Origin of the sequence: Pseudomonas aegrilactucae, from assembly GCF_019168305.1 — a bacterium.
In the GTDB taxonomy this organism is placed as follows: domain Bacteria; phylum Pseudomonadota; class Gammaproteobacteria; order Pseudomonadales; family Pseudomonadaceae; genus Aquipseudomonas; species Aquipseudomonas aegrilactucae.
This window is the reverse complement of sequence record NZ_JAHTBI010000109.1, coordinates 1-18,374: the sequence shown is the minus strand read 5'-3', so window position 1 is coordinate 18,374 and position 18,374 is coordinate 1. Positions and strand designations below refer to the sequence as shown.

Genomic DNA, 18,374 nt, shown 5'->3' with positions numbered 1-18,374 from the left:
TTTTTATTGCCTGCGATTTGGTGTGGGGGTCAAGGATGAAACCGTGCGTGATGGCGGCGCTGGCACTGCTGTGCCTGTCGGGGTGTGTTGGCGTAAAGTTCGCCTCACCCCAGACCCGCGTCGAAAAGACCGAGGCCTACAACCAGTTGCTCGGCCGTGACACTACCCCGGTGATCACCCGCACCCAGCGCTCCGACTCCACCCGCCAATGGTGCGGCATCAGCCTGTGGCTGATCGTGCTGCCAGTACCCCTGAAGCTGCCCGTGTGCTCGACCTACACCGAAGCCGCGTTCGGCAACGACCGCTTCGGCGACGAGCGCGTGCTGGTGTACACCACCCACAGCGTCGACCAGGACCCCTACCTGAACGCCTGCGGCCCGTTCATGTTCCTGGCGCCGATCATGCACGGCTATGAAGGCAACGCGCTGTGCGGGCGAATCCCCTAGGCCGCCACCTGCTCAGTCGCACCACATGCGAATCAGCCGCTGGATGCATTCATTGGTCTGCACGGCCAGCGCCTGATGCTGCTCGCCCTGCCCCAGCGCCTGCGGCACGGCCTTGAGCTTGGCAATGATCTCGCGCTGGCCGGCATCGCGAATGCGGCTCTGGATCCAGCCCACGGCTGCATGGCGCACACCCCGCGTCACCTCCTTCACCTCATGCAGCGCCCCGCTGGGGTACAGCAGCAGGCTGCCGGCCGGCAACTTGAAGCTGAACAGCTGCGACTCGCCGCTGATGACCAGCTCACCGCCGTCGTAGCTGGCCGGGTCATCCAAAAACAGGGTGTAGGAAACATCGGTGCGCAACTCACCGATGTGTGCGCCATCGGCGTGCATGCCGTAGGCCATGCCCGCCTCATAGCGATTGATCATTGGCCGACCGACATGCCAGGGCATCGCGAAGGCCTGCAGCAGTGGCTGCTCCAGCAGCGCCTGGGCAATACCGTCGAGCAGCTCGACATGGCCCTGATGCTCCAGTTGCAGGTTGCGCTTGGCCGCCTGGGCAAGGCCGTTGGCGGTGCCGCGACCATCACCGAAGGGGCCGCTGCAGATCGCCGCGCGGGCCTGCGCGAACAAGGGCGCCGACAGCGCGTTTGGAATGATCAGATAGTGCACGGAAAGTGTCCTGGTGACGGCGATTTGACGCCAATCCTACAGCCGCAAAACTTAATTTTTGCGCGCGTGAAAAGCATGATGCCAGTCTGCTAGCATCGCGCTGTCTTCGGCCGCTAGGCCACTGCCAACACCTAAAACTATAACTGAGCACGCACCACCATGAACAAGAGCTATAAGCTGATCTTGAACCGTCACCTGGGCGTTTTCCAGGTTGCGCCGGAGACCGCCAAGGCGGCCGGCAAGGGAAGTGGCATCATTGGTACGGGCGCACGCCTGCGGCCGCTCGCCCAGGCGGTATTGCTGGCACTGCTGGGGAGCAGTTCGTTGGCAATGGCTGCACCGGGCAACTGCCCCCTGATCGGCACCGGCACGCTCAGTGGCGCATGCCAGGGCGACAGCGGCATGCCGGCACCCGCCGCCAGCGAGGACCCGGCCGGCGCCGGCACTGCAGCCGCCACAGGCAGCGGCTATGACTACACCAGCAGCGCCGATCTGACAGGTGGCCAGGGGGGCGCGGGCGGTACCAGCACCACGGGTTACGGTCGTGCCGGCGGTGTCGGCGGTGCAGGCCTGAGCGGTGCCGGCAGCTTCATCAACAATGCCACCATCACCGGCGGCGCGGGGGGGGGGTGGTGGCGTCGGCACGCCGGGTTACAATGCCGGAAGCGGTGGTGCGGGCGGTGTCGGCGTGGCCGCATCGGGCCTGTCGCTGAACAACCAGGGCTCGGTCACCGGTGGTGCCGGTGGCACAGCCGGCTCCAACATCCTCATGGGCTCCATGTCCCCCGCAAACGGCGGCACTGGCGCTGCAGCCGTGAACGGCAATAACTTCACCCTGCTCAACGATGGCAGCGTCGTCGGTGGCAAAGGCGGAGCGGCGAGCATGTCCATGATGCCCGGCACCGGCTCGCTAGGCGGCAGCGGTGGCGCAGGCGTCAGCGGCGACGGCTTCGTGGTATACAACACTGGCACCATCCGTGGCGGCGACGGCGGCACCCCCGATCCGCTCATGCTGGTCGGCTCGAAGGGCGGCAGCGGTATCTCGGGTCAAAATTTCGAAGTTAACAACGCTACCGGCGCCACCATCGACGCTGGCATCAACTCGGGCAACTGGGCGAACAGCGCGCCTGCCATTCAAAGCAGCGGTGGCTCGACCATCTACAACGCCGGCACCATCGGCAGCAGTGCCCCCTTTGACACGTCCATCAAACTCGAGGGGGGCAACAACACCCTGGTGCTGGCAAACGGTTCGAACATCCGAGGCTCGACCGTTGCTGGCAGCGCCGACACCTTCGCCCTCGGCGGATCGGCAGACAGCGCCCTCAACGTCATCGAGCTGACCAACAAGTACATCGGTTTCGGCACGTTCGACAAGCGCGCAAGCAGTACCTGGACGCTGAGCGGCACCAGCGTCGGCACCACCATCACCCAGTGGAACGTCAGGCAGGGCACCCTGCGCACCACCAACGGCACCACCCTGACGGGCAGCGTGGCCGTGCAACAAAATGGCACATTGCAACTGGGCAACACCCGTATAGACGGCGACCTGGTCAACAACGGCACCCTGCAACTGGGGCACGCCACCGCACCCCGCGCCTTCGTCTCCGTGGATGGTAACTTCAGCCAGGGCAGCAATGGCGTGTACCGCATCGCCGCCGAGTCCAACGACAGCGAGGGCGGCTACAGCCGGCTGTCCGCCTCGGGCAACGTCAGCCTGGCCGGCAACGCTGCCGTCGACGTGGCCCAGGTCAATCGCCTGGCCATCGGCCAGAGCCTGGACAATGTGGTATACACCCGCGCCGAGCTGAGCGGCAACTTCGCCAAGGTCACCGACAACAGCGCGTTGTTCGATTTCAAGAGCGTTGCCACCAACGGTACCGGCGGGCACGTCGACTTCCAGGTGGTACAGGCCAAGACCATCGTCGACATCGTCGATGGCGGCACCAAACCGAAGCCGCCGACCACGCCGGTCACACCGACCCCGACACCTGAAGACAACGAGCCGGCCATAAACAGCAACAAGCCGGCACGCGGCGCGGCCCAGGTACTGGACACCATCATCGGCCAGGGCACCAACAACGCCGGCATGCAGCAGGTCATCACCTCGCTGGGCAAGTTGAACACCAACCAGCAGGTCTCGGACGCGGTCAGCCAGACCCTGCCGCTGCTGGTCGGCAGCTCGCAGGCGGCCGCCAACGCCTCGCTCACCGCGATCAACGACGTGGTACAGGCGCGGGTCAGCCAGGGCCGCGGCCTGTCTTCGGGTGACGAGGTGCTGGGCGATCGCGAACTGTGGGTCAAGACCTTCGGTTCGTGGGGCGACCAGAACGAGCGCAATGGCGTTTCGGGCTTCGAGGTCAACAGCCAGGGCATCGTCTTCGGCGCCGACGCGGCCATCAACCCGCAGAGCCGCGTGGGCCTGGCCTTCGCCTATGCCAAGAGCGACATCAACGGCGACTCCAAGGCAGCCCCCAACAGTGCCGACATGGATATGTACCAGCTGATCGGCTACGGCAGCTACGACCTGGACGACGCGACCCAGCTGACCTACCAGCTGGACTACGGCCAGGGCCGCACCGACGGCAAGCGCCAGATCCTGTTCATGGGCACCGAGGCCAAGGCCAAGTACGACAGCCAGATCGTGCACGCCGGCGTGGCCCTGGGCCACACCCTGCGCCTGGGCGAAGCCACCGAGCTGACCCCAAGCGTGCGCGCGGACTACACCTGGGTCGAAGACGAGGGCTACCGCGAAACCGGCGCCGGCGCACTCAACCTGGACGTCGACCGCCGCGACAGCGAAAGCCTGGTGCTGGGTGCCGATGCAGAGCTGGTGCACCTGTTCAGCGATCGTCTGTCCACTCGCCTGAAACTGGGCGTGGGTTACGACACCATCGGCGAGCGCGCCTCGCTGACCAGCGCCTATGCCGGCGCGCCGGGCCTGTCGTTCCGCACCCAGGGCCTGGATGCCAGCCCGTGGCTGGGCCGTGGCGGCGTAGGGGTAAGCTACCGGGTCACCGACAGCACCGAACTGAGCGCCGACTACGATGCCGAATACCGTGAGGACTTCCTCAACCAGTCGGCCTCGCTGAAGGTACGCTGGGCGTTCTGAGGCCAGCACCGCAGCCGTTGCAGCCAAACCCCTGGATCGCAGGATCCAGGGGTTTTTTCATGCTCAGAAGTTCGCCCACTTGCTGCAGTAATCGGCCCTCTGCACCTTGACCGCTTCGAGCTTGCCGTGCGCCAGCCGGCTCAGGTCGACCACGCAGGTCGAGTAACCCTTGGCCACGAACTCGTAGTCGGCACCCGCCTGGGGCGTGAACTGCAGCATGGCCACGCAGTTCTGCACCCGGTCATAGCCGGTGCGCATGCCGCCATCCATGAAATGCAGGGTAAAGGGCTTGCCGGCCGGGACCCGCACTTCGCTGACGGTGTCATTGCTGGCGGTGAGCGCAGGCGGCATGCCGAGGGTTTCGCCGTTGCGGTCGGCAAAGCCATCCTGCGCCGACACCACCACCCCTGCGCCGGGGCTGTACCAGTCCACGCAGCCAAGCCCCGGCACCGCCCGCACCATGCCGTTGGCCGTCACGCGCAGGCGCGCGGTGTCGCCGCTGGCAGGCGAGGCGTAAGGGGTGTTGAACGACTTGACCGCTGCAAGGTTGCCGCAGCCGGCGAGAAAGGCTGTGGCGAGGCACAGCAGGGGTAGCGTCTTCATCCTGAACGTATTCCTTTGGGGCAGCCGAAAAAGATCACAGCCTGCCTCAGACCCGTGCCAACGGCTTGGGTTTCGTGATGGAGTGGGGTTCAATAGCGACACGCATCACATTCTTTCAAGGATTTTGGCAATGGCTTCCAGCAGCAAACAGCAGAAACGCGCCAAGCGCGCCGCCAACAAGGCCCGCGAGAACCGCATGGTGCGCAGTGGCCAGGCGGTCAAGAGCAGCGGCGAGAGCGCCAGCGCCAGCGTCGAGCAGGTGTTCACCAAGGCCATGGACTCGGGCAGCTATACCGCGCTGTTCGAAAAGATGAAGGCGGCCCAGGACACAGGACTTGCCTCGATGATCGCGGTATTCCTGGTCGATCCGCTGCTGGCGCTGGTGCTCAAGGGGCACAAGGAAGAACATTCCACCGACTACATCTGCAAGGTGTTCTGCGCCTACCGCGCATGGCTGGACGGCACCGAAGAGGCCGCCGCCATGCAGTGGCTGGAGAGCGACGAGTTCCAGGACGCGTATGTGCAGGCGTCGGAGATCGTGTCCAAGCAGAAGAAATTTGGCTGAAGCATGAAGCGCGACGGCTGCGCAGCCCATCGCGGGGCAAGCACAGCCACCGTCCTGTTTAGTGGTTCAGTGCCACCCGCCCTGCCGCCTGGGCCTTGCGCTTGCGCGCCACCAGCAGCCCCGCCGCCACCACGGCCAGGGTCAACAGCCCCGTCGCCACGATCTCGATACGGTGGTCGGGGCGAATCAGCATGACCGTCAGCACCCCCACGATGAACACGATGGTGGCCCAGGTCAGCCCCGGGAACAGCCACATCCTGAACGCGATCGTCTCGCCACGCGCCATGCGCTGATGGCGCATGCGCAGTTGCGAAATCGCAATCACCAGGTACACCAGCAGCGCGATCGCACCGGAACTGGCCAGCAGGAACTCGAACACCTGCGCCGGGGCCAGGTAGTTGGCGATCACGGTGAGGAACGCCGCCGCCGTCGACAGCACCACCGCCACATACGGCGTACCGCTGGAGGTAGTGCGCTGCGCCACGCCAGGCGCATCACCCCGCTTGCTCAACGAGAACAGCATGCGCGAGGAGGTGTACAGCGCCGAGTTCAGGCAGCTGGTCACCGCGATCAGCACCACGATATCCACGATCAGCTTGGCATTGGGGATGCCCATCAGCTGCAGCACGGTCTGGTAGGAGCCCACTTCGGCCAGGTCGCTGTTGGTCCACGGCACCAGCGCCACCACGATGAAGATCGACACCAGGTAGAACAGGAAGATGCGCCAGATCACCGAGTTGGTGGCCTTGGTGATCTGCTTGCCCGGATCCTTGGACTCGGCCGCCGCAATGGTCACGATCTCGGTCCCCATGAACGAGAACATGGTGGTCAGCATGGCGGCCAGTACCGCGCCCATGCCGTTGGGCAGGAAACCCTGGGTATCGAACAGATGGCTCACGCCGCTGACCTGGCTGTTGGGCAGCAGGCCGAAAATCGCCGCCACGCCCAGCACGATGAAACCGATGATCGCCACCACTTTGAGCAGCGCGAACCAGAACTCGAACTCGCCGTAGTTCTTCACGCTGAACAGGTTGGTCGCCGTCAGCAACAGGGTAATCACCAGGGTAAACACCCAGATACCGATGTCGGGGAACCAGGCATGCAGGATGGTGGCGGCCGCATTGGCCTCCAGCGGGATCACCAGCACCCAGAACCACCAGTACAGCCAGCCGATGGTAAAGCCGGCCCAGTGACCGATGGCACGGTCGGCATAGGTAGAGAACGACCCGGTGTCGGGCGTGGCCACGGCCATCTCGGCCAGCATGCGCATCACCAGCACCACCAGCGTGCCGGCCGCCAGGTAGGCCAACAGCACGGCAGGGCCGGCCTGGGCAATGGCATGGCCGGAGCCGACGAACAAACCGGCGCCGATCACGCCCGCGATGGAGAGCATGGTCACATGCCGTTGCTTGAGCCCCTGGGCGAGGTCATTGGAAGTCTGCGTACCGCTCATAAAACTACCTTTGCAAAGAATGGTGTTCATCCCGCTACTTGAGTGCGCGCCCCCTCGTGAGGAGCGCTACGTCCTGTGGCGGGTGAGAGGGCAATAAGCGCGCCAACGCGGCCCGCCTTCGTTCGAAATAACCCACAGCCACGTGCAGCAAGGCGTACGGCGCTTTCGGCCATTACCTGACCGAAAGGTCGCTTCCGAGGCTGATTACCGAAATACCCACTTACAATTGCCCCAGAAGTGATCCTAGGTAACACCGCTGCGCTTTTTCAGTGCAAAAAAGCGCAACCGACCCGGTGCAACCTTAAAGGAGGGAAAACCGGCAATGCTGTACGAGCGGTCAAAAACGGCTTTCCAGCGCGCAGCAAAGCTGGCACCATCGCGCCTTTTTTCATCAAGGCTGCGGCCCGTGGAAAGGCGCGCGCGGACATCCGCGCGACAGTGCGCTGCGTTGAAGCGACACCCAGCCGTCCACCGGCCATTTGCCCAGCCTGCCGTTGTTGGCTGACATTCGGGCGCTATGCTAGCGTGGCGCCTCGCCAGGAAGGCCGACAACAGCAGGACCGCACCAGAACTCATGAGGACCGCACATGGCCCAGGCCACGCCCGCGCTGGAAATCCGCAACCTGCACAAACGCTACGGCGCGCAGGAGATTCTCAAGGGCATTTCGCTGACCGCCCGCGACGGCGACGTGATCTCCATCCTGGGATCGTCCGGTTCCGGCAAGTCCACCCTGCTGCGCTGCATCAACCTGCTGGAAAACCCGCATCAGGGGCAGATCCTGGTGGCCGGCGAAGAACTCAAGCTCAAGCCCGCAAAAAACGGTGAACTGGTCGCCGCCGACAACAAGCAGATCAATCGCCTGCGCAGCGAGATCGGCTTCGTGTTCCAGAACTTCAACCTGTGGCCGCACATGAGCGTGCTCGACAACATCATCGAGGCGCCGCGCCGCGTGCTCGGCCAGAGCAAGGCCGAGGCCATCGAGCACGCCGAGGCGCTGCTGGACAAGGTCGGCATCCACAACAAGCGTCACAGCTACCCGGCCGAGCTGTCCGGTGGCCAGCAGCAGCGTGCGGCCATCGCCCGCACCCTGGCGATGAAGCCCAAGGTCATCCTGTTCGACGAGCCGACCTCGGCACTGGACCCGGAAATGGTCCAGGAAGTGCTTAACGTGATCCGCGCGCTGGCCGAAGAAGGCCGTACCATGCTACTGGTTACCCATGAAATGAGCTTCGCCCGGCAGGTGTCCAGTGAAGTCATCTTCCTGCACCAGGGCCTGGTGGAAGAGCAAGGATCGCCGCAGCAGGTTTTCGACAACCCGAACTCGGCGCGTTGTAAGCAATTCATGTCCAGCAACCGCTAACGGAGCAACACGCATGCAGAACTACAAGAAATTCCTCCTGGCCGCTGCCGCCACACTGGTGTTCTCGGCCAACGCCATGGCGGCCGACAAGCTGAAAATGGGCATCGAGGCGGCCTACCCGCCGTTCAACAACAAGGATGCCAGCGGCCAGGTCGTGGGCTTCGACAAAGACATCGGCGACGCCTTGTGCGCCAAGATGAAGGTCGAGTGCGAAGTGGTCACCTCCGACTGGGACGGCATCATCCCCGCCCTGAACGCCAAGAAGTTCGACTTCCTGATCTCGTCGCTGTCGATCACCGACGAGCGCAAGCAGGCCGTTGACTTCACCGACCCGTACTACTCCAACAAGCAGCAGTTCATCGCCCCGAAAAACGTCGACTTCAAGACCGACCGCGCCGCGCTCAAGGGCAAGACCATCGGCACCCAGCGCGCCACCCAGGCGGCGACCTGGCTGGACGACAACGGTGGCATGGACGGTGAGTTCAAGGTCAACCTGTATGACGGCCAGGAAAACGCCTACCTGGACCTGACCTCCGGCCGCCTGGACGCCATCCTGGCCGACAAATATGCCAACTACGACTGGCTCAAATCCGACGCCGGCAAGAACTACGAGTTCAAGGGCGACCCGGTCAACGAAAGCGACAAGGTCGGCATCGCCGTGCGCAAGGGCGACATCGAGCTGCGCAACAAGCTCAACGCAGCCCTGAAGGAAATCGTCGCCGACGGCACCTACAAGAAGATCAACGACAAGTACTTCCCTTTCAGCATCTACTGATTCGCCCGACCGGCACCGCCCTGGCGGCGGTGCCCGTCCCTGAACAAGCCTGCCCATGAATATTGATCTCTACGGATTTGGTCCGGCCCTGGCGGCCGGCACCTTGATGACCGTGCAACTGGCGCTGACGGCCCTTTGCCTGGGGCTGGTGCTGGGGTTGCTCGGCGCCCTGGCCAAGACCTCGCCGTACAAGCCCCTGCAGTGGCTTGGCGGTTTCTATTCGACCCTGGTGCGCGGTGTACCCGAGCTGCTGTGGGTGCTGCTGATCTACTTCGGCACCGTCAGCATGATGGGCAAGCTGGGCGAACTGCTGGGTATTCCCGGCCTTGAGCTGAGCGCCTTTACGGCTGGCGTGATTGCCCTGGGCCTGTGCTTCGGTGCGTATGCCACCGAAGTGTTCCGTGGCGCCATCCTGGCCATCCCCAAGGGCCACCGCGAAGCGGGCCTGGCGCTGGGCCTGTCCAGGTGGCGCATCTTCACCCGGCTGATCCTGCCGCAGATGTGGCGTATCGCGCTGCCTGGGCTGGGCAACCTGTTCATGATCCTGATGAAGGACACCGCGCTGGTATCGGTGATCGGCCTTGAAGAAATCATGCGCCACTCGCAAGTGGCGGTAACCGTGAGCAAGCAGCCGTTCACCTTCTATATGGTGGCGGCGCTCATCTACCTGGGCCTGACCATCCTGGCGATGATCGGCATGCACTTGCTGGAAAAACGCGCCGCACGCGGCTTCGCGAGGGCCAACCAATGAACTGGGAAGTGATCATCAAGTGGCTGCCGCGCCTGGCCCAGGGCGCGACCCTGACCCTGGAGCTGGTGGCCATCGCGGTCATCGCCGGGCTGATCCTGGCGATACCGCTGGGCATCGCCCGCTCTTCGCGCCACTGGTACGTGCGCGCAGTGCCGTATGGCTACATCTTCTTCTTCCGTGGCACACCGCTGCTGGTGCAGCTGTTCCTGGTGTACTACGGCCTGGCGCAGTTCGACGCGGTGCGCAACAGCGCATTCTGGCCGTACCTGCGCGATCCGTTCTGGTGCACCGTGCTGACCATGACCCTGCACACCGCCGCGTACATTGCCGAGATCCTGCGTGGCGCGCTGCAGGCCATCCCGCGCGGTGAAATCGAGGCGGCGCGGGCGCTGGGCATGTCGCGGGCCAAGGCGCTGTTCTACATCATGCTGCCGCGTGCCGCGCGCATCGGCCTGCCGGCCTACAGCAACGAAGTGATCCTGATGCTCAAGGCCAGTGCCCTGGCCAGCACCGTGACCCTGCTGGAACTGACCGGCATGGCCCGCACGATCATTGCGCGTACCTACCTGCCGGTGGAGATCTTCTTTGCCGCGGGGCTGTTCTACCTGTTGATCTCGTTCTTGCTGGTGCAGGGCTTCAAGGTGCTTGAGCGCTGGTTGCGCGTCGATGCCTGCCAGGGCCGCTGAGGTACTGCAGGGCGCCACACTGCTCGGCCGCTTCCAGGCCCTGGACAGCTTTTTGCTGGAACACCAGGGCATGTGGCGGCCGAGGCCGTTCACCCAGCTGACCATGGCCTGGGAGCGCGAGCTGCCCGAGCTGAGCCAGTGGCTGCGCCAGCGCACGCTGCAAGACGCAGAGGCGCCTGATGCGCCCGGCGCACCCGCACCTTATCCACAGCTGGCCGCCCAGGCCGCACACCTGTCAGCCGTGGGCGAGTTATCCACAATCGAGCTGGCACCTGCCAGTGCACGCCTGAACGTGGATGTGCCCGGCCGCAAATGGCAGCAGATCGAAGCCTTCGCCAGCCACCTGGCCTTTGCCCGGCCTGCCACGCACTGGCTGGACTGGTGCGCCGGCAAGGGCCACCTGGGCCGGCGCCTGCTGGGCCCGACGCAGCAGCTGACCTGCCTGGAGCACGACCCGGCACTGGTGTTGGCCGGTGAACAGTTGAGCCAGCATCATCACCTGCCGGCGGAGCATCGCCTGCAGGACGTGATGAGCAGCGACGCCGACGCGCAACTCACCCACCAGCACACCCCGGTCGCCCTGCATGCCTGCGGCGACCTGCACGTGCGCCTGATGCAACTGGCCAGCGCCAAGGGCTGCCGGCAGCTGGCCATTGCGCCATGCTGCTACAACCGCACGCGGGGGCCGCTGTATCAAGCGTTGTCCAGCGCTGCGCAGGCCTCGGCGCTGAGCTTGTCCATCGACGACCTGGGCCTGCCCTTGAGCGAAACCGTCACGGCGGGCCAGCGCGTGCGCCGCCAGCGGGACGAATCGATGGCGCGACGGTTGGGCTTCGACCTGCTGCAACGGCAACTGCGCCAGTGCGACGACTACCTGCCCACCCCTTCCCTGCCGAGCAGCTGGCTGAGCAAGCCGTTTGCCGACTACTGCCGCGACCTGGCCGCGCTCAAGGACCTGGAAGTAGCGAGTGCACACGACTGGGCTGCATTGGAGCAGGCCGGCTGGGCGCGCCTGGCGCAGGTGCGCAACCTGGAACGGCTACGCAACCTGTTCCGTCGCCCGCTGGAGCTGTGGCTGGTGTTGGACCGCGCACTGTACCTGGGCGAACAGGGCTTCGATGTGCGCCTGGGCAGCTTCTGCCCCTACCCGCTGACACCGCGCAACCTGATGCTGCTGGCCGAGCGAAAATGACGCGCCAAACCTGTGGATAAGTCTGTGCGCAACATTTTGATAGATTGCTGAAAATCACGTGATTCAAGGGCTGTCAGCGCCTGGTCATTTTTTGTTCATGCGTTAAAGCCGAGCAAAAACAGCCATTTGCGCAAAGACGAATGGCGCGACGCGACGCGATGCAAAAACCGCCTGCCTGGCATGCGGCTTGTGCATAAGCGTTTAAGCGAAACGCTCTAAGGGGGCTGTGACGGGCGTCACGCCAGCTTCAAAAGGCCCATGCCGCCGAGCAGAAGCAGCAGGCCAAGCCAGCCGCGCCCGGCCAGGCGCTGGCCGAACAACGCCCAGCCCATCGCCACCGTGGCGAGGATGCCGAAGCCACCCCAGATGGCATAGGCCATCGACAGCGGGATGTCCTTGACCGCTTGCGCCAGCGCCGTGAAGGCGACCAGCACACACACGATCGAGGCCAGGCCGACCCAGCGCTTGCGCAGGCCGTCGGAGTACTTGAGCAGCAGGTTGGCCACCACTTCCAGCACGATGGCCGCGGCCAGCCATACGAAGGGGATCATCGAGGCGGTCAGCATGGCAGCGCCTCCCCGGTGGTTTCACGGCGAGCGCTGCGGGTACCCGACTTGATCAGCAGGATACCGGCGATCATCACGCCCAGGCCCAGTGCCTTGAGCAGGCCGATGCTTTCGCCCAGCCAGGTCACGCTGACCAGGGTGATCAGCACGATACCGATACCTTCCCACAGCGCGTAGGCGACACCGAGCGGCACGCGCTTCACGGCGAGCGCGAGAAAACCGTAGGACAGGCCGATCATGGCGTACATGAGGGCGTGACCCAGCAGGGGTGAGTGTGTGGCGGCGAACTTCATCGACGTGGTGCCGATCACTTCGGCCACGATGGCGATGAACAGATAGATCCAGGAACGCATGTGCCCTCCCATGGGCGTAGCGGAAAACGCGGGGGCTGACGGTGACGTCAGCAAAGGCCGGGGTTTGGGAGGGTGACGCTAGAGATCGCCGGTCCAGTGACGTTCACGGGAGACCAGGCGGGAGGTGAGGAGCGGTAACGCTTGAGTGTTCAACATAATGCACAACAAATTAACTGAGGGCATCGTCAAAGTCAAATCGATAGAGAGTGACTACTGATTTTTGGTCAGATTGTTTGGTTATTTGGTGAAAGGCCCTGAAAGGTGGGCGCAAGGCCCGTAAATTATAATTTTCAAATCCATCGTTCGCTCGGCCCCCTTTCGCTGGCAAGCCAGCTCCCACAGGGATAGCGCTGGGCTTGAGGACGGCGGGGTACCTGTGGGAGCTGGCTTGCCAGCGAAGAGGCCCGTCGGCTCAACAAGAACCGTCTCGCCCACCCGGGTCAAATCGCCACACCCACCACATCACATCAATTAATTATTGTAATACGATAATTTTTGCTCAATAATCCGCCCCGTTCACACCTGACGCAAGGAAAAACCATGAACAGCAAGACAGTGGCCTACGCACGTTCGCGTTTGCGTGTGATCGGGGCCTTTGCGGCGTTGTTGGCGTGGGGCACAGCGCTGGTCGAATTTGGCTGCAATGCCTGGTTTTGGCTCTTCGACCGGCACAACGTGCTCGCCGCCTACCTGCAAAGCTTTGCCGAACAGATGCCCCTGCTCGTCGCGCCGGGCTTCCAGCCTGGCGCCCTGGCCCAGGCGCTGGTCATCACCCTGGACATGATCCCGGCCAGCCTGTCGGTAGTTGCGCTGTACCTCACCGGCCTGTTCTTCATCCGCCTGTCGCGCGGGCAAACCTGGACGGCAGCCAACATCAAACTGCTGTGGTGGGTGGGCTTGTTGTGCATCGGCCTGCCGTTGCTGTGGCCGATCATCACCACCTTGCAGGGCCTGGCCTTCTGCATCGACCTGCCACCAGGTGAAAGAAGCTTCAGCGTGGGTATCGGTGTATCATCCGCGGCGGTTTACGAGATCATGAAGGGCATATTGCTGTGTGCCTTCTCCCTCCTCATGCGTGACGCCAAGACCATCAGCGATGAACACAACTGTTATGTCTAGCCTAGCCCCATGCCGATAATCATCAGGCTCGATGTCGTGATGGCCAGGAACAAGATCCGCTCCAAGGATCTGGCCGAGATTATTGGTATTACCGAAGCTAATTTATCGTTGCTGAAGAACGGCAAGATCAAGGGTTTCAAGATCGAGACCCTCGACAAGCTGTGTCGCGCGCTGAAGTGCCAGCCGGGAGACCTGCTGGAGTTCAGCGAGGACTGAACAAGGAACACCCTTCTCGTGAGCATCATCTTTTTACAGCGCGCGGCGCTGCTGCTGGCCGCTGGCCTGTTGGCGGGTTGTGGGCCGAGCTACACCTACCGTTATTCGCCGCCCCCCAGCCAGCACGGCATAAGCTGCATCAGTGCGTGTTCGCAGCAGCGCAACGTCTGCGGGCAGATGGCGCGCATGCAGGACAACGCCAACCAGGCGCTGTACCAGTCCGAGCTGCGCAGCTACCAGTATTGCCAGGCGGGCAAGAGCAAGAAGGATGCGCGGCGCAGCTGTTACTACCCGAGTTACCCGTACAGCGCGGGCTTGTCGAGCGACTGCGGGCGCGAGTACGACCAGTGCTACCTGGGCTGTGGCGGCACGATACAGCGGATACAGAACAAGGACTGACGGCGCGTGGGCCGTGTGATTCGATTGGAGAGAAGGATATGACGTTGGGCTTTTTCAAATCCATCGCCTGGGTGGCGTTTGCCCTGGTAATGACCGGCTGCGCCAGCGGCCAGCGCGGCCATCACGCCAACGATGATCAGATGGTGGGCTGGGACATGCCGCAGATGCAGGTACTGGGCGACAACGGGCTGCCGGCGCAGTCGGGGCGCTATGTGAAATGCGGCAAGCGTGGCTGCCATGAGCAGAAGCCGATGCTGTTCGACCCAGCGAAGGCAGAACCGACGGCGGAAAGCCTGCATCGCGGGTGGTGATGAGGGGCTGCAGGCCAGGTAAAACGGGGCGTTGCACAAGATTGCAAGGAAGTGGTTTACAGAACCAAACCGATCGCTATAATAGCGCCCCTATGCCGGTATAGCTCAGTTGGTAGAGCAACTGACTTGTAATCAGTAGGTCCCGGGTTCGACTCCTGGTGCCGGCACCATACAAGGTTCCAGAGAAGGCTTTCAAAATCTCTGGAACCCCCGAAAAACCCGCCTTCTGGCGGGTTTTTTCGTTTTGGCGTTCCGTCGGATTCCGAGGGTAGCCAGCGCTAATAAGGGTACTTTTAAGGATACCTACCAATTCGACATTGGAAAATACCCTTATGGCTCGCACAACGGCTCCCCTTACCGACAACGCCTGCCGCACTGCAAAGGCTCGCGAACGTGAGTACAAGCTTTTTGACGGCGATGGCCTTTACCTGCTCGTGAAGCCCAACGGTCGCAAAGGCTGGCGGCTCAGGTACGTGAAGCCCGATGGTCGCGAGGGCCTGACCTCACTCGGCAATTACCCGGTGGTCGGGCTGGCTGACGCTCGCCACAAGCGCTTCGAGCTCAAACAGCAGCTCGCCAACGGCATTGACCCCATCCAATCCAAGCAGCAGGCCAAGGTGCAAGCCGTAATCAATGGCCGTACCTTCGAAAGCGTTGCGCTCGATTGGTATGCCGGGATGGTGCCGAAGTGGGCGCCGGGCCACGCCAAGACTGTGCTCAGCCGGTTGAAGACTCACGTATTCCCTTTGCTCGGTGCCAGGGCAATCGTCGAGCTCGATACCCACGATCTCATGCAGCCTCTAGAAGCAGTGACGAAACGCGGCACCATCGACGTGGCGCTTAGGATCAAGAACTACCTTCAAAGCATCATGCGCGAAGCCAAACGGCTGCGGCTGATCACGGCGAACCCGGCTCACGACCTCGATGGTTCGATCAAAGCACCACGGGTTACACATCGACCCGCACTACCCTTATCGCGGCTGCCAGAGCTACAAGCACGCATCGACGACTACAAAGGTCGTCCACTCACACGCCTTACCGTGACGCTGTCGCTGCACGTGTTCGTACGCTCCAGTGAACTGCGCTTCGCCCGCTGGAACGAATTCGACCTCAATCGTGGCATCTGGGAGATCCCCGACACCCGCCCGGCGCTGGACGGCGTACCGTTTTCCACAAGGGGTACGAAGATGGCCGGGGACATTCACGTTGTACCCTTATCGCCGCAGGCAGTGGCCTTGCTTGAGCAGATCCACGCGATCACCGGCAAATTCGACCTAGTCTTCGCGGGCGATGCCAAACCGTGGAAACCAATGTCCGAGAACACGGTAAATGCGGCACTCAGGACGATGGGCTACGACACCAAGGTGGATATCTGCGGCCACGGGTTCCGAGCCATGGCGTGCAGTGCGCTGGTCGAGTCCGGGCTGTGGTCAGAGACGGCCATCGAACGGCAGATGAGCCACAAGGAACGCAACAACGTGCGGGCCGCTTATACCCACAAGGCCGAGTTCCTCGAAGAACGCCGGATGATCATGACCTGGTGGAGCCGGTTTCTGGAGGCGAACCGCGAGGACCATGTGACCCCGCATGAGTTTGCCAAGCAGACGGGCGAGAACGTCACGCGCCTTCGCAGTGCCAAGAGGACCGAGTAGCCCGCCGCACCACCGCATCAAACTCGCTGTGAAGTTACCCACAGCCCCACGTTAAGCTCCTCCGCGTGGGTCCTTTCAAACGGGGCTGCAAAGCCGCCCCGTTTGAAAGGACCATACCTAAGAAAAAAACTGCTGGCACAGCTTACGTCTGTGGAAAACCACTGATGTCCACCGGGGGATAGTTTTATCCACAGGCGCTAAATCCCTGATATCGCGCTGCTTGACGAATATTGTCCACAAGCGTAGACCGAGAGTCGCAAGAGCTGTCGATGACAGCACCCCAGGTGACCCGAACCTTAAAGGTCACGCCGCTCCCGCGGTGGTTCACCCGCAAGTACGATTCGCGTCCGGCAGCTCGTACGGTCACTACCCATGTGATGGATGCCAACTCAATATCGTTGCCCCTGCGGCAACCACCCTACCCATCTGCTCAGCAGCAACCTATCCGCTTGGCCATTTCGCGTGCGCCAACCTGCGCCCGTCTCTTTCTCCTGTGTAAGAGACGGGCGCGTCTAACACTGCTGCAGCCCTCATAGCATTTGGCTTTGCGGCAACTTCACTCGTGACAATCGGCGTGACAAACGCCGATGTCACCAGCAACAGCGATGTAGATGATGGTGCCGCAGACCAAGGAATGGACTGCATCTGACTGACAGTCAGGCATGCCCCGGTCATCGCATTGCTGCGTTCACCCGACTCAGGATCTCGCGGCACTGGTCTCGTCAGCCAATGCAGCCTCCACCCGCCCACCGGTAACGGTGCTCAGGAGGCCAGATCATGAGAATCCCTTGCTCCTGGTCGTAAAGAGCCGCCAGTCCCGCGTTAAAGGACATCCCCACAGGTCGCAGGGGCCTTGATCCCTGATAACACTCAACATTCTTGGCGGGATGACGTGGGGCGAGGATCGGAGAACGGCAGATGAGGTGACCCACATGGCATTGGTAGGCAGACGCGATGGTCGCAATTTCGGTTATGGCAGGCAATTGAGCTACGCAGGGCCGCAGGCGCTTAAGGATATGTTCGGCGGCGGCCACTACGGCACGGTCAAGGCGCACAGTGATCGATGGTTGGCATTCGTGAGGTGGTGCCGCTCCGAACAGGGGCCCGGAATCAATGATGCGCGGCAGATTGATTGCAAAGTGTTGGCCGACTAAGCGGCGTATCTGCGTGAAGTGGTAAGGCGCGGTGACCTCGCCGTCAGCACCGCACAAAACCGGCTATCCAGCGTTAACAGGACTATGGCTGCGCTTCGCGGTGATCAGTGCGTGAAGTTGACAAGCCCGAGCAAGGCGCTGGGCATGCAGCGCACCGGGGTTCGACAGTCGGTGCCTCAGGGCCAAGACCGCGAGCAGGTTAAGCAGATCGTCGATGCGCTTTGCCGCCATCATCAGCTACGGGCCGCCACAATCGTCATGCTGGCACGATGCACCGGTATCCGCTTGCGTGAAGCTATTTTGGCTGATCTGCCACGGCTAAGCCGTGAGGCTAATGACCTAGGCAGAATAAACATTCAGGATGGCACTAAAGGCGGCCGCGCTGGCGCTTCGGCACCGCGTTGGATTGCGGTGGACGACCATATTCGAGGTGCGCTTGGGTTTGCACGGCAGGTGTCGCCTGCGGGCAGCCGCAACCTGATTGCGCCACACGAAAGCTACCTAAGTCTTCTGCAAGAAATCATCCGCCCTGCGCGGGACATCCTGCATACACACAATCTCAAAGGCTTCCATGAGCTACGAGCGGCTTACGCATGTGAACGCTATGAGCAAATCACGCAACACCTTGCGCCTATCAACGGCGGCCAATGTTGCCAGGTAGATAGAAACCTTGATCGTGAGGCCCGGAGACTGATCAGCTATGAGCTGGGACACAGTCGGATTGACGTAGTTGCTGCGTACATTGGAGGTCGGACATGAGTAAGTCATTCGATATGGAGTTGTTCTTGACTGGCGTGCTGACCGGGTCGCACGCGACGCGACAACGCCACTTGCGGCAGGCGAATGTCATCCAAGCTGAAATTGCAAAACGCTGGCTGCAAAAGACGCCTTGGGGTTGGCAGAGAAAACATGTGGCTTGGTTCCTAGTGTCCTGTCTCAAAAATAAATATTCCATTTGAGCTAAACTTCCATCATCAACCGGGATATTGGGTGA

At 62.4% G+C, this 18,374-nt stretch carries 19 protein-coding genes, 1 tRNA gene and 2 pseudogenes; 17 read left to right on the top strand and 5 right to left on the bottom strand.

The features are described 5' to 3' along the window. Positions 1–446, top strand: a 446-nt coding sequence (locus KUO17_RS24255; protein WP_341869649.1) for a hypothetical protein, incomplete at its 5' end; no start/stop codon positions are given. A 12-nt stretch (positions 447–458) separates the two neighbouring features. Here KUO17_RS24255 and KUO17_RS24250 read toward each other — a convergent pair. After that, positions 459–1,115, bottom strand: coding sequence for a Fe2+-dependent dioxygenase (locus KUO17_RS24250; RefSeq protein ID WP_217978104.1), 657 nt, complete (start codon positions 1,113–1,115; stop codon positions 459–461). A gap of 159 nt (positions 1,116–1,274) precedes the next feature. Here KUO17_RS24250 and KUO17_RS27375 point away from each other — a divergent pair. Together KUO17_RS27375 and KUO17_RS24240 are read left to right on the top strand one after the other, a co-directional pair. Then, positions 1,275–1,343: pseudogene (locus KUO17_RS27375) on the top strand (ESPR-type extended signal peptide-containing protein); the annotation flags it as partial. Positions 1,344–1,713: 370 nt separating this feature from the next. Continuing rightward, positions 1,714–4,224, top strand: a complete 2,511-nt coding sequence (locus KUO17_RS24240) for an autotransporter family protein (RefSeq protein ID WP_255263772.1) — start codon at positions 1,714–1,716, stop codon at positions 4,222–4,224. Between the two features lie 63 nt (positions 4,225–4,287). Here KUO17_RS24240 and KUO17_RS24235 read toward each other — a convergent pair whose 3' ends face one another. Then, positions 4,288–4,827 carry a hypothetical protein gene (locus tag KUO17_RS24235; protein WP_217978101.1) on the bottom strand — a complete coding sequence of 180 codons (540 nt, stop codon included), beginning with the start codon at positions 4,825–4,827 and terminating at the stop codon, positions 4,288–4,290. A gap of 130 nt (positions 4,828–4,957) precedes the next feature. Here KUO17_RS24235 and KUO17_RS24230 point away from each other — a divergent pair, with 130 nt between their 5' ends. Further along, positions 4,958–5,392: a hypothetical protein gene (locus KUO17_RS24230; protein WP_217978100.1), complete on the top strand. Its 435-nt coding sequence runs from the start codon at positions 4,958–4,960 to the stop codon at positions 5,390–5,392. Positions 5,393–5,450: 58 nt separating this feature from the next. Here KUO17_RS24230 and gabP read toward each other — a convergent pair whose 3' ends face one another. After that, positions 5,451–6,845 (bottom strand): GABA permease, encoded by a 1,395-nt coding sequence (gene gabP / locus KUO17_RS24225; RefSeq protein ID WP_217978099.1) that lies wholly within the window; start codon positions 6,843–6,845, stop codon positions 5,451–5,453. Positions 6,846–7,432: 587 nt separating this feature from the next. Between gabP and KUO17_RS24220 the strand changes: the two genes are divergently transcribed. Genes KUO17_RS24220 through KUO17_RS24200 form a run of 5 tightly spaced genes read left to right on the top strand, consistent with a single transcriptional unit; the run spans position 7,433 to position 11,610 of the window. Further along, positions 7,433–8,206, top strand: a complete 774-nt coding sequence (locus tag KUO17_RS24220) for an ABC transporter ATP-binding protein (RefSeq protein ID WP_217978098.1) — start codon at positions 7,433–7,435, stop codon at positions 8,204–8,206. A 13-nt stretch (positions 8,207–8,219) separates the two neighbouring features. Then, on the top strand, positions 8,220–8,981 hold the full coding sequence (locus tag KUO17_RS24215; RefSeq protein ID WP_217978097.1) for an ABC transporter substrate-binding protein: 762 nt from the start codon (positions 8,220–8,222) through the stop codon (positions 8,979–8,981). A gap of 55 nt (positions 8,982–9,036) precedes the next feature. Beyond that, entirely contained in the window at positions 9,037–9,732 is a 696-nt protein-coding gene (locus tag KUO17_RS24210) for an ABC transporter permease (protein WP_217978096.1), read from the top strand. Beyond that, positions 9,729–10,418, top strand: a complete 690-nt coding sequence (locus tag KUO17_RS24205; protein WP_217978095.1) for an ABC transporter permease — start codon at positions 9,729–9,731, stop codon at positions 10,416–10,418. The genes KUO17_RS24210 and KUO17_RS24205 overlap by 4 nt, the downstream gene beginning before the upstream one ends. Continuing rightward, on the top strand, positions 10,399–11,610 hold the full coding sequence (locus KUO17_RS24200; RefSeq protein ID WP_217978094.1) for a methyltransferase: 1,212 nt from the start codon (positions 10,399–10,401) through the stop codon (positions 11,608–11,610). The genes KUO17_RS24205 and KUO17_RS24200 overlap by 20 nt, the downstream gene beginning before the upstream one ends. Positions 11,611–11,846: 236 nt before the next feature. On the opposite strand, the gene mdtI is transcribed toward KUO17_RS24200, so the two are convergent. Continuing rightward, complete coding sequence (gene mdtI / locus KUO17_RS24195; protein WP_217978093.1) at positions 11,847–12,176, bottom strand: multidrug/spermidine efflux SMR transporter subunit MdtI; 330 nt, start codon at positions 12,174–12,176, stop codon at positions 11,847–11,849. Continuing rightward, positions 12,170–12,529, bottom strand: a complete 360-nt coding sequence (locus KUO17_RS24190; RefSeq protein ID WP_217978092.1) for an SMR family transporter — start codon at positions 12,527–12,529, stop codon at positions 12,170–12,172. Before KUO17_RS24190 ends, mdtI begins: the two co-directional genes overlap by 7 nt. Positions 12,530–13,069: 540 nt before the next feature. Between KUO17_RS24190 and KUO17_RS24185 the strand changes: the two genes are divergently transcribed. The 8 genes and pseudogenes from KUO17_RS24185 (at position 13,070) to KUO17_RS24150 (ending at position 18,339) form a co-directional block, all read left to right on the top strand. Then, positions 13,070–13,648 carry a hypothetical protein gene (locus tag KUO17_RS24185; protein ID WP_217978091.1) on the top strand — a complete coding sequence of 193 codons (579 nt, stop codon included), beginning with the start codon at positions 13,070–13,072 and terminating at the stop codon, positions 13,646–13,648. A 9-nt stretch (positions 13,649–13,657) separates the two neighbouring features. Then, entirely contained in the window at positions 13,658–13,864 is a 207-nt protein-coding gene (locus tag KUO17_RS24180) for a helix-turn-helix domain-containing protein (protein WP_217978090.1), read from the top strand. Between the two features lie 18 nt (positions 13,865–13,882). Further along, positions 13,883–14,263, top strand: a complete 381-nt coding sequence (locus tag KUO17_RS24175; protein ID WP_341869648.1) for a hypothetical protein — start codon at positions 13,883–13,885, stop codon at positions 14,261–14,263. A gap of 38 nt (positions 14,264–14,301) precedes the next feature. Continuing rightward, positions 14,302–14,574, top strand: coding sequence for a hypothetical protein (locus KUO17_RS24170; protein WP_217978089.1), 273 nt, complete (start codon positions 14,302–14,304; stop codon positions 14,572–14,574). 94 nt (positions 14,575–14,668) lie between these two features. Continuing rightward, positions 14,669–14,744, top strand: a tRNA-Thr gene (locus KUO17_RS24165). Between the two features lie 162 nt (positions 14,745–14,906). Beyond that, a complete protein-coding gene (locus tag KUO17_RS24160; protein ID WP_217978088.1) occupies positions 14,907–16,226 on the top strand; it encodes a tyrosine-type recombinase/integrase in 1,320 nt (439 codons plus the stop codon). A 932-nt stretch (positions 16,227–17,158) separates the two neighbouring features. Continuing rightward, a pseudogene (locus KUO17_RS24155) lies at positions 17,159–18,139 on the top strand (integrase domain-containing protein). Beyond that, positions 18,136–18,339, top strand: a complete 204-nt coding sequence (locus tag KUO17_RS24150) for a hypothetical protein (protein ID WP_217978107.1) — start codon at positions 18,136–18,138, stop codon at positions 18,337–18,339. Before KUO17_RS24155 ends, KUO17_RS24150 begins: the two are co-directional and overlap by 4 nt. Positions 18,340–18,374 lie beyond the last annotated feature (35 nt).

Excerpts from the sequence above, each read along its gene's own strand:
- KUO17_RS24240 (WP_255263772.1), top strand. The coding sequence starts at position 1,714 with ATGCCACCATCACCGGCGGCGCGGGGGGGGGGTGGTGGCGTCGGCACG.
- KUO17_RS24235 (WP_217978101.1), bottom strand. The coding sequence starts at position 4,827 with ATGAAGACGCTACCCCTGCTGTGCCTCGCCACAGCCTTTCTCGCCGGC.
- KUO17_RS24230 (WP_217978100.1), top strand. The coding sequence starts at position 4,958 with ATGGCTTCCAGCAGCAAACAGCAGAAACGCGCCAAGCGCGCCGCCAAC.
- gabP (WP_217978099.1), bottom strand. The coding sequence starts at position 6,845 with ATGAGCGGTACGCAGACTTCCAATGACCTCGCCCAGGGGCTCAAGCAA.
- KUO17_RS24220 (WP_217978098.1), top strand. The coding sequence starts at position 7,433 with ATGGCCCAGGCCACGCCCGCGCTGGAAATCCGCAACCTGCACAAACGC.
- KUO17_RS24215 (WP_217978097.1), top strand. The coding sequence starts at position 8,220 with ATGCAGAACTACAAGAAATTCCTCCTGGCCGCTGCCGCCACACTGGTG.
- KUO17_RS24210 (WP_217978096.1), top strand. The coding sequence starts at position 9,037 with ATGAATATTGATCTCTACGGATTTGGTCCGGCCCTGGCGGCCGGCACC.
- KUO17_RS24205 (WP_217978095.1), top strand. The coding sequence starts at position 9,729 with ATGAACTGGGAAGTGATCATCAAGTGGCTGCCGCGCCTGGCCCAGGGC.
- KUO17_RS24200 (WP_217978094.1), top strand. The coding sequence starts at position 10,399 with ATGCCTGCCAGGGCCGCTGAGGTACTGCAGGGCGCCACACTGCTCGGC.
- mdtI (WP_217978093.1), bottom strand. The coding sequence starts at position 12,176 with ATGCTGACCGCCTCGATGATCCCCTTCGTATGGCTGGCCGCGGCCATC.
- KUO17_RS24190 (WP_217978092.1), bottom strand. The coding sequence starts at position 12,529 with ATGCGTTCCTGGATCTATCTGTTCATCGCCATCGTGGCCGAAGTGATC.
- KUO17_RS24185 (WP_217978091.1), top strand. The coding sequence starts at position 13,070 with ATGAACAGCAAGACAGTGGCCTACGCACGTTCGCGTTTGCGTGTGATC.
- KUO17_RS24180 (WP_217978090.1), top strand. The coding sequence starts at position 13,658 with ATGCCGATAATCATCAGGCTCGATGTCGTGATGGCCAGGAACAAGATC.
- KUO17_RS24170 (WP_217978089.1), top strand. The coding sequence starts at position 14,302 with ATGACGTTGGGCTTTTTCAAATCCATCGCCTGGGTGGCGTTTGCCCTG.
- KUO17_RS24160 (WP_217978088.1), top strand. The coding sequence starts at position 14,907 with ATGGCTCGCACAACGGCTCCCCTTACCGACAACGCCTGCCGCACTGCA.
- KUO17_RS24150 (WP_217978107.1), top strand. The coding sequence starts at position 18,136 with ATGAGTAAGTCATTCGATATGGAGTTGTTCTTGACTGGCGTGCTGACC.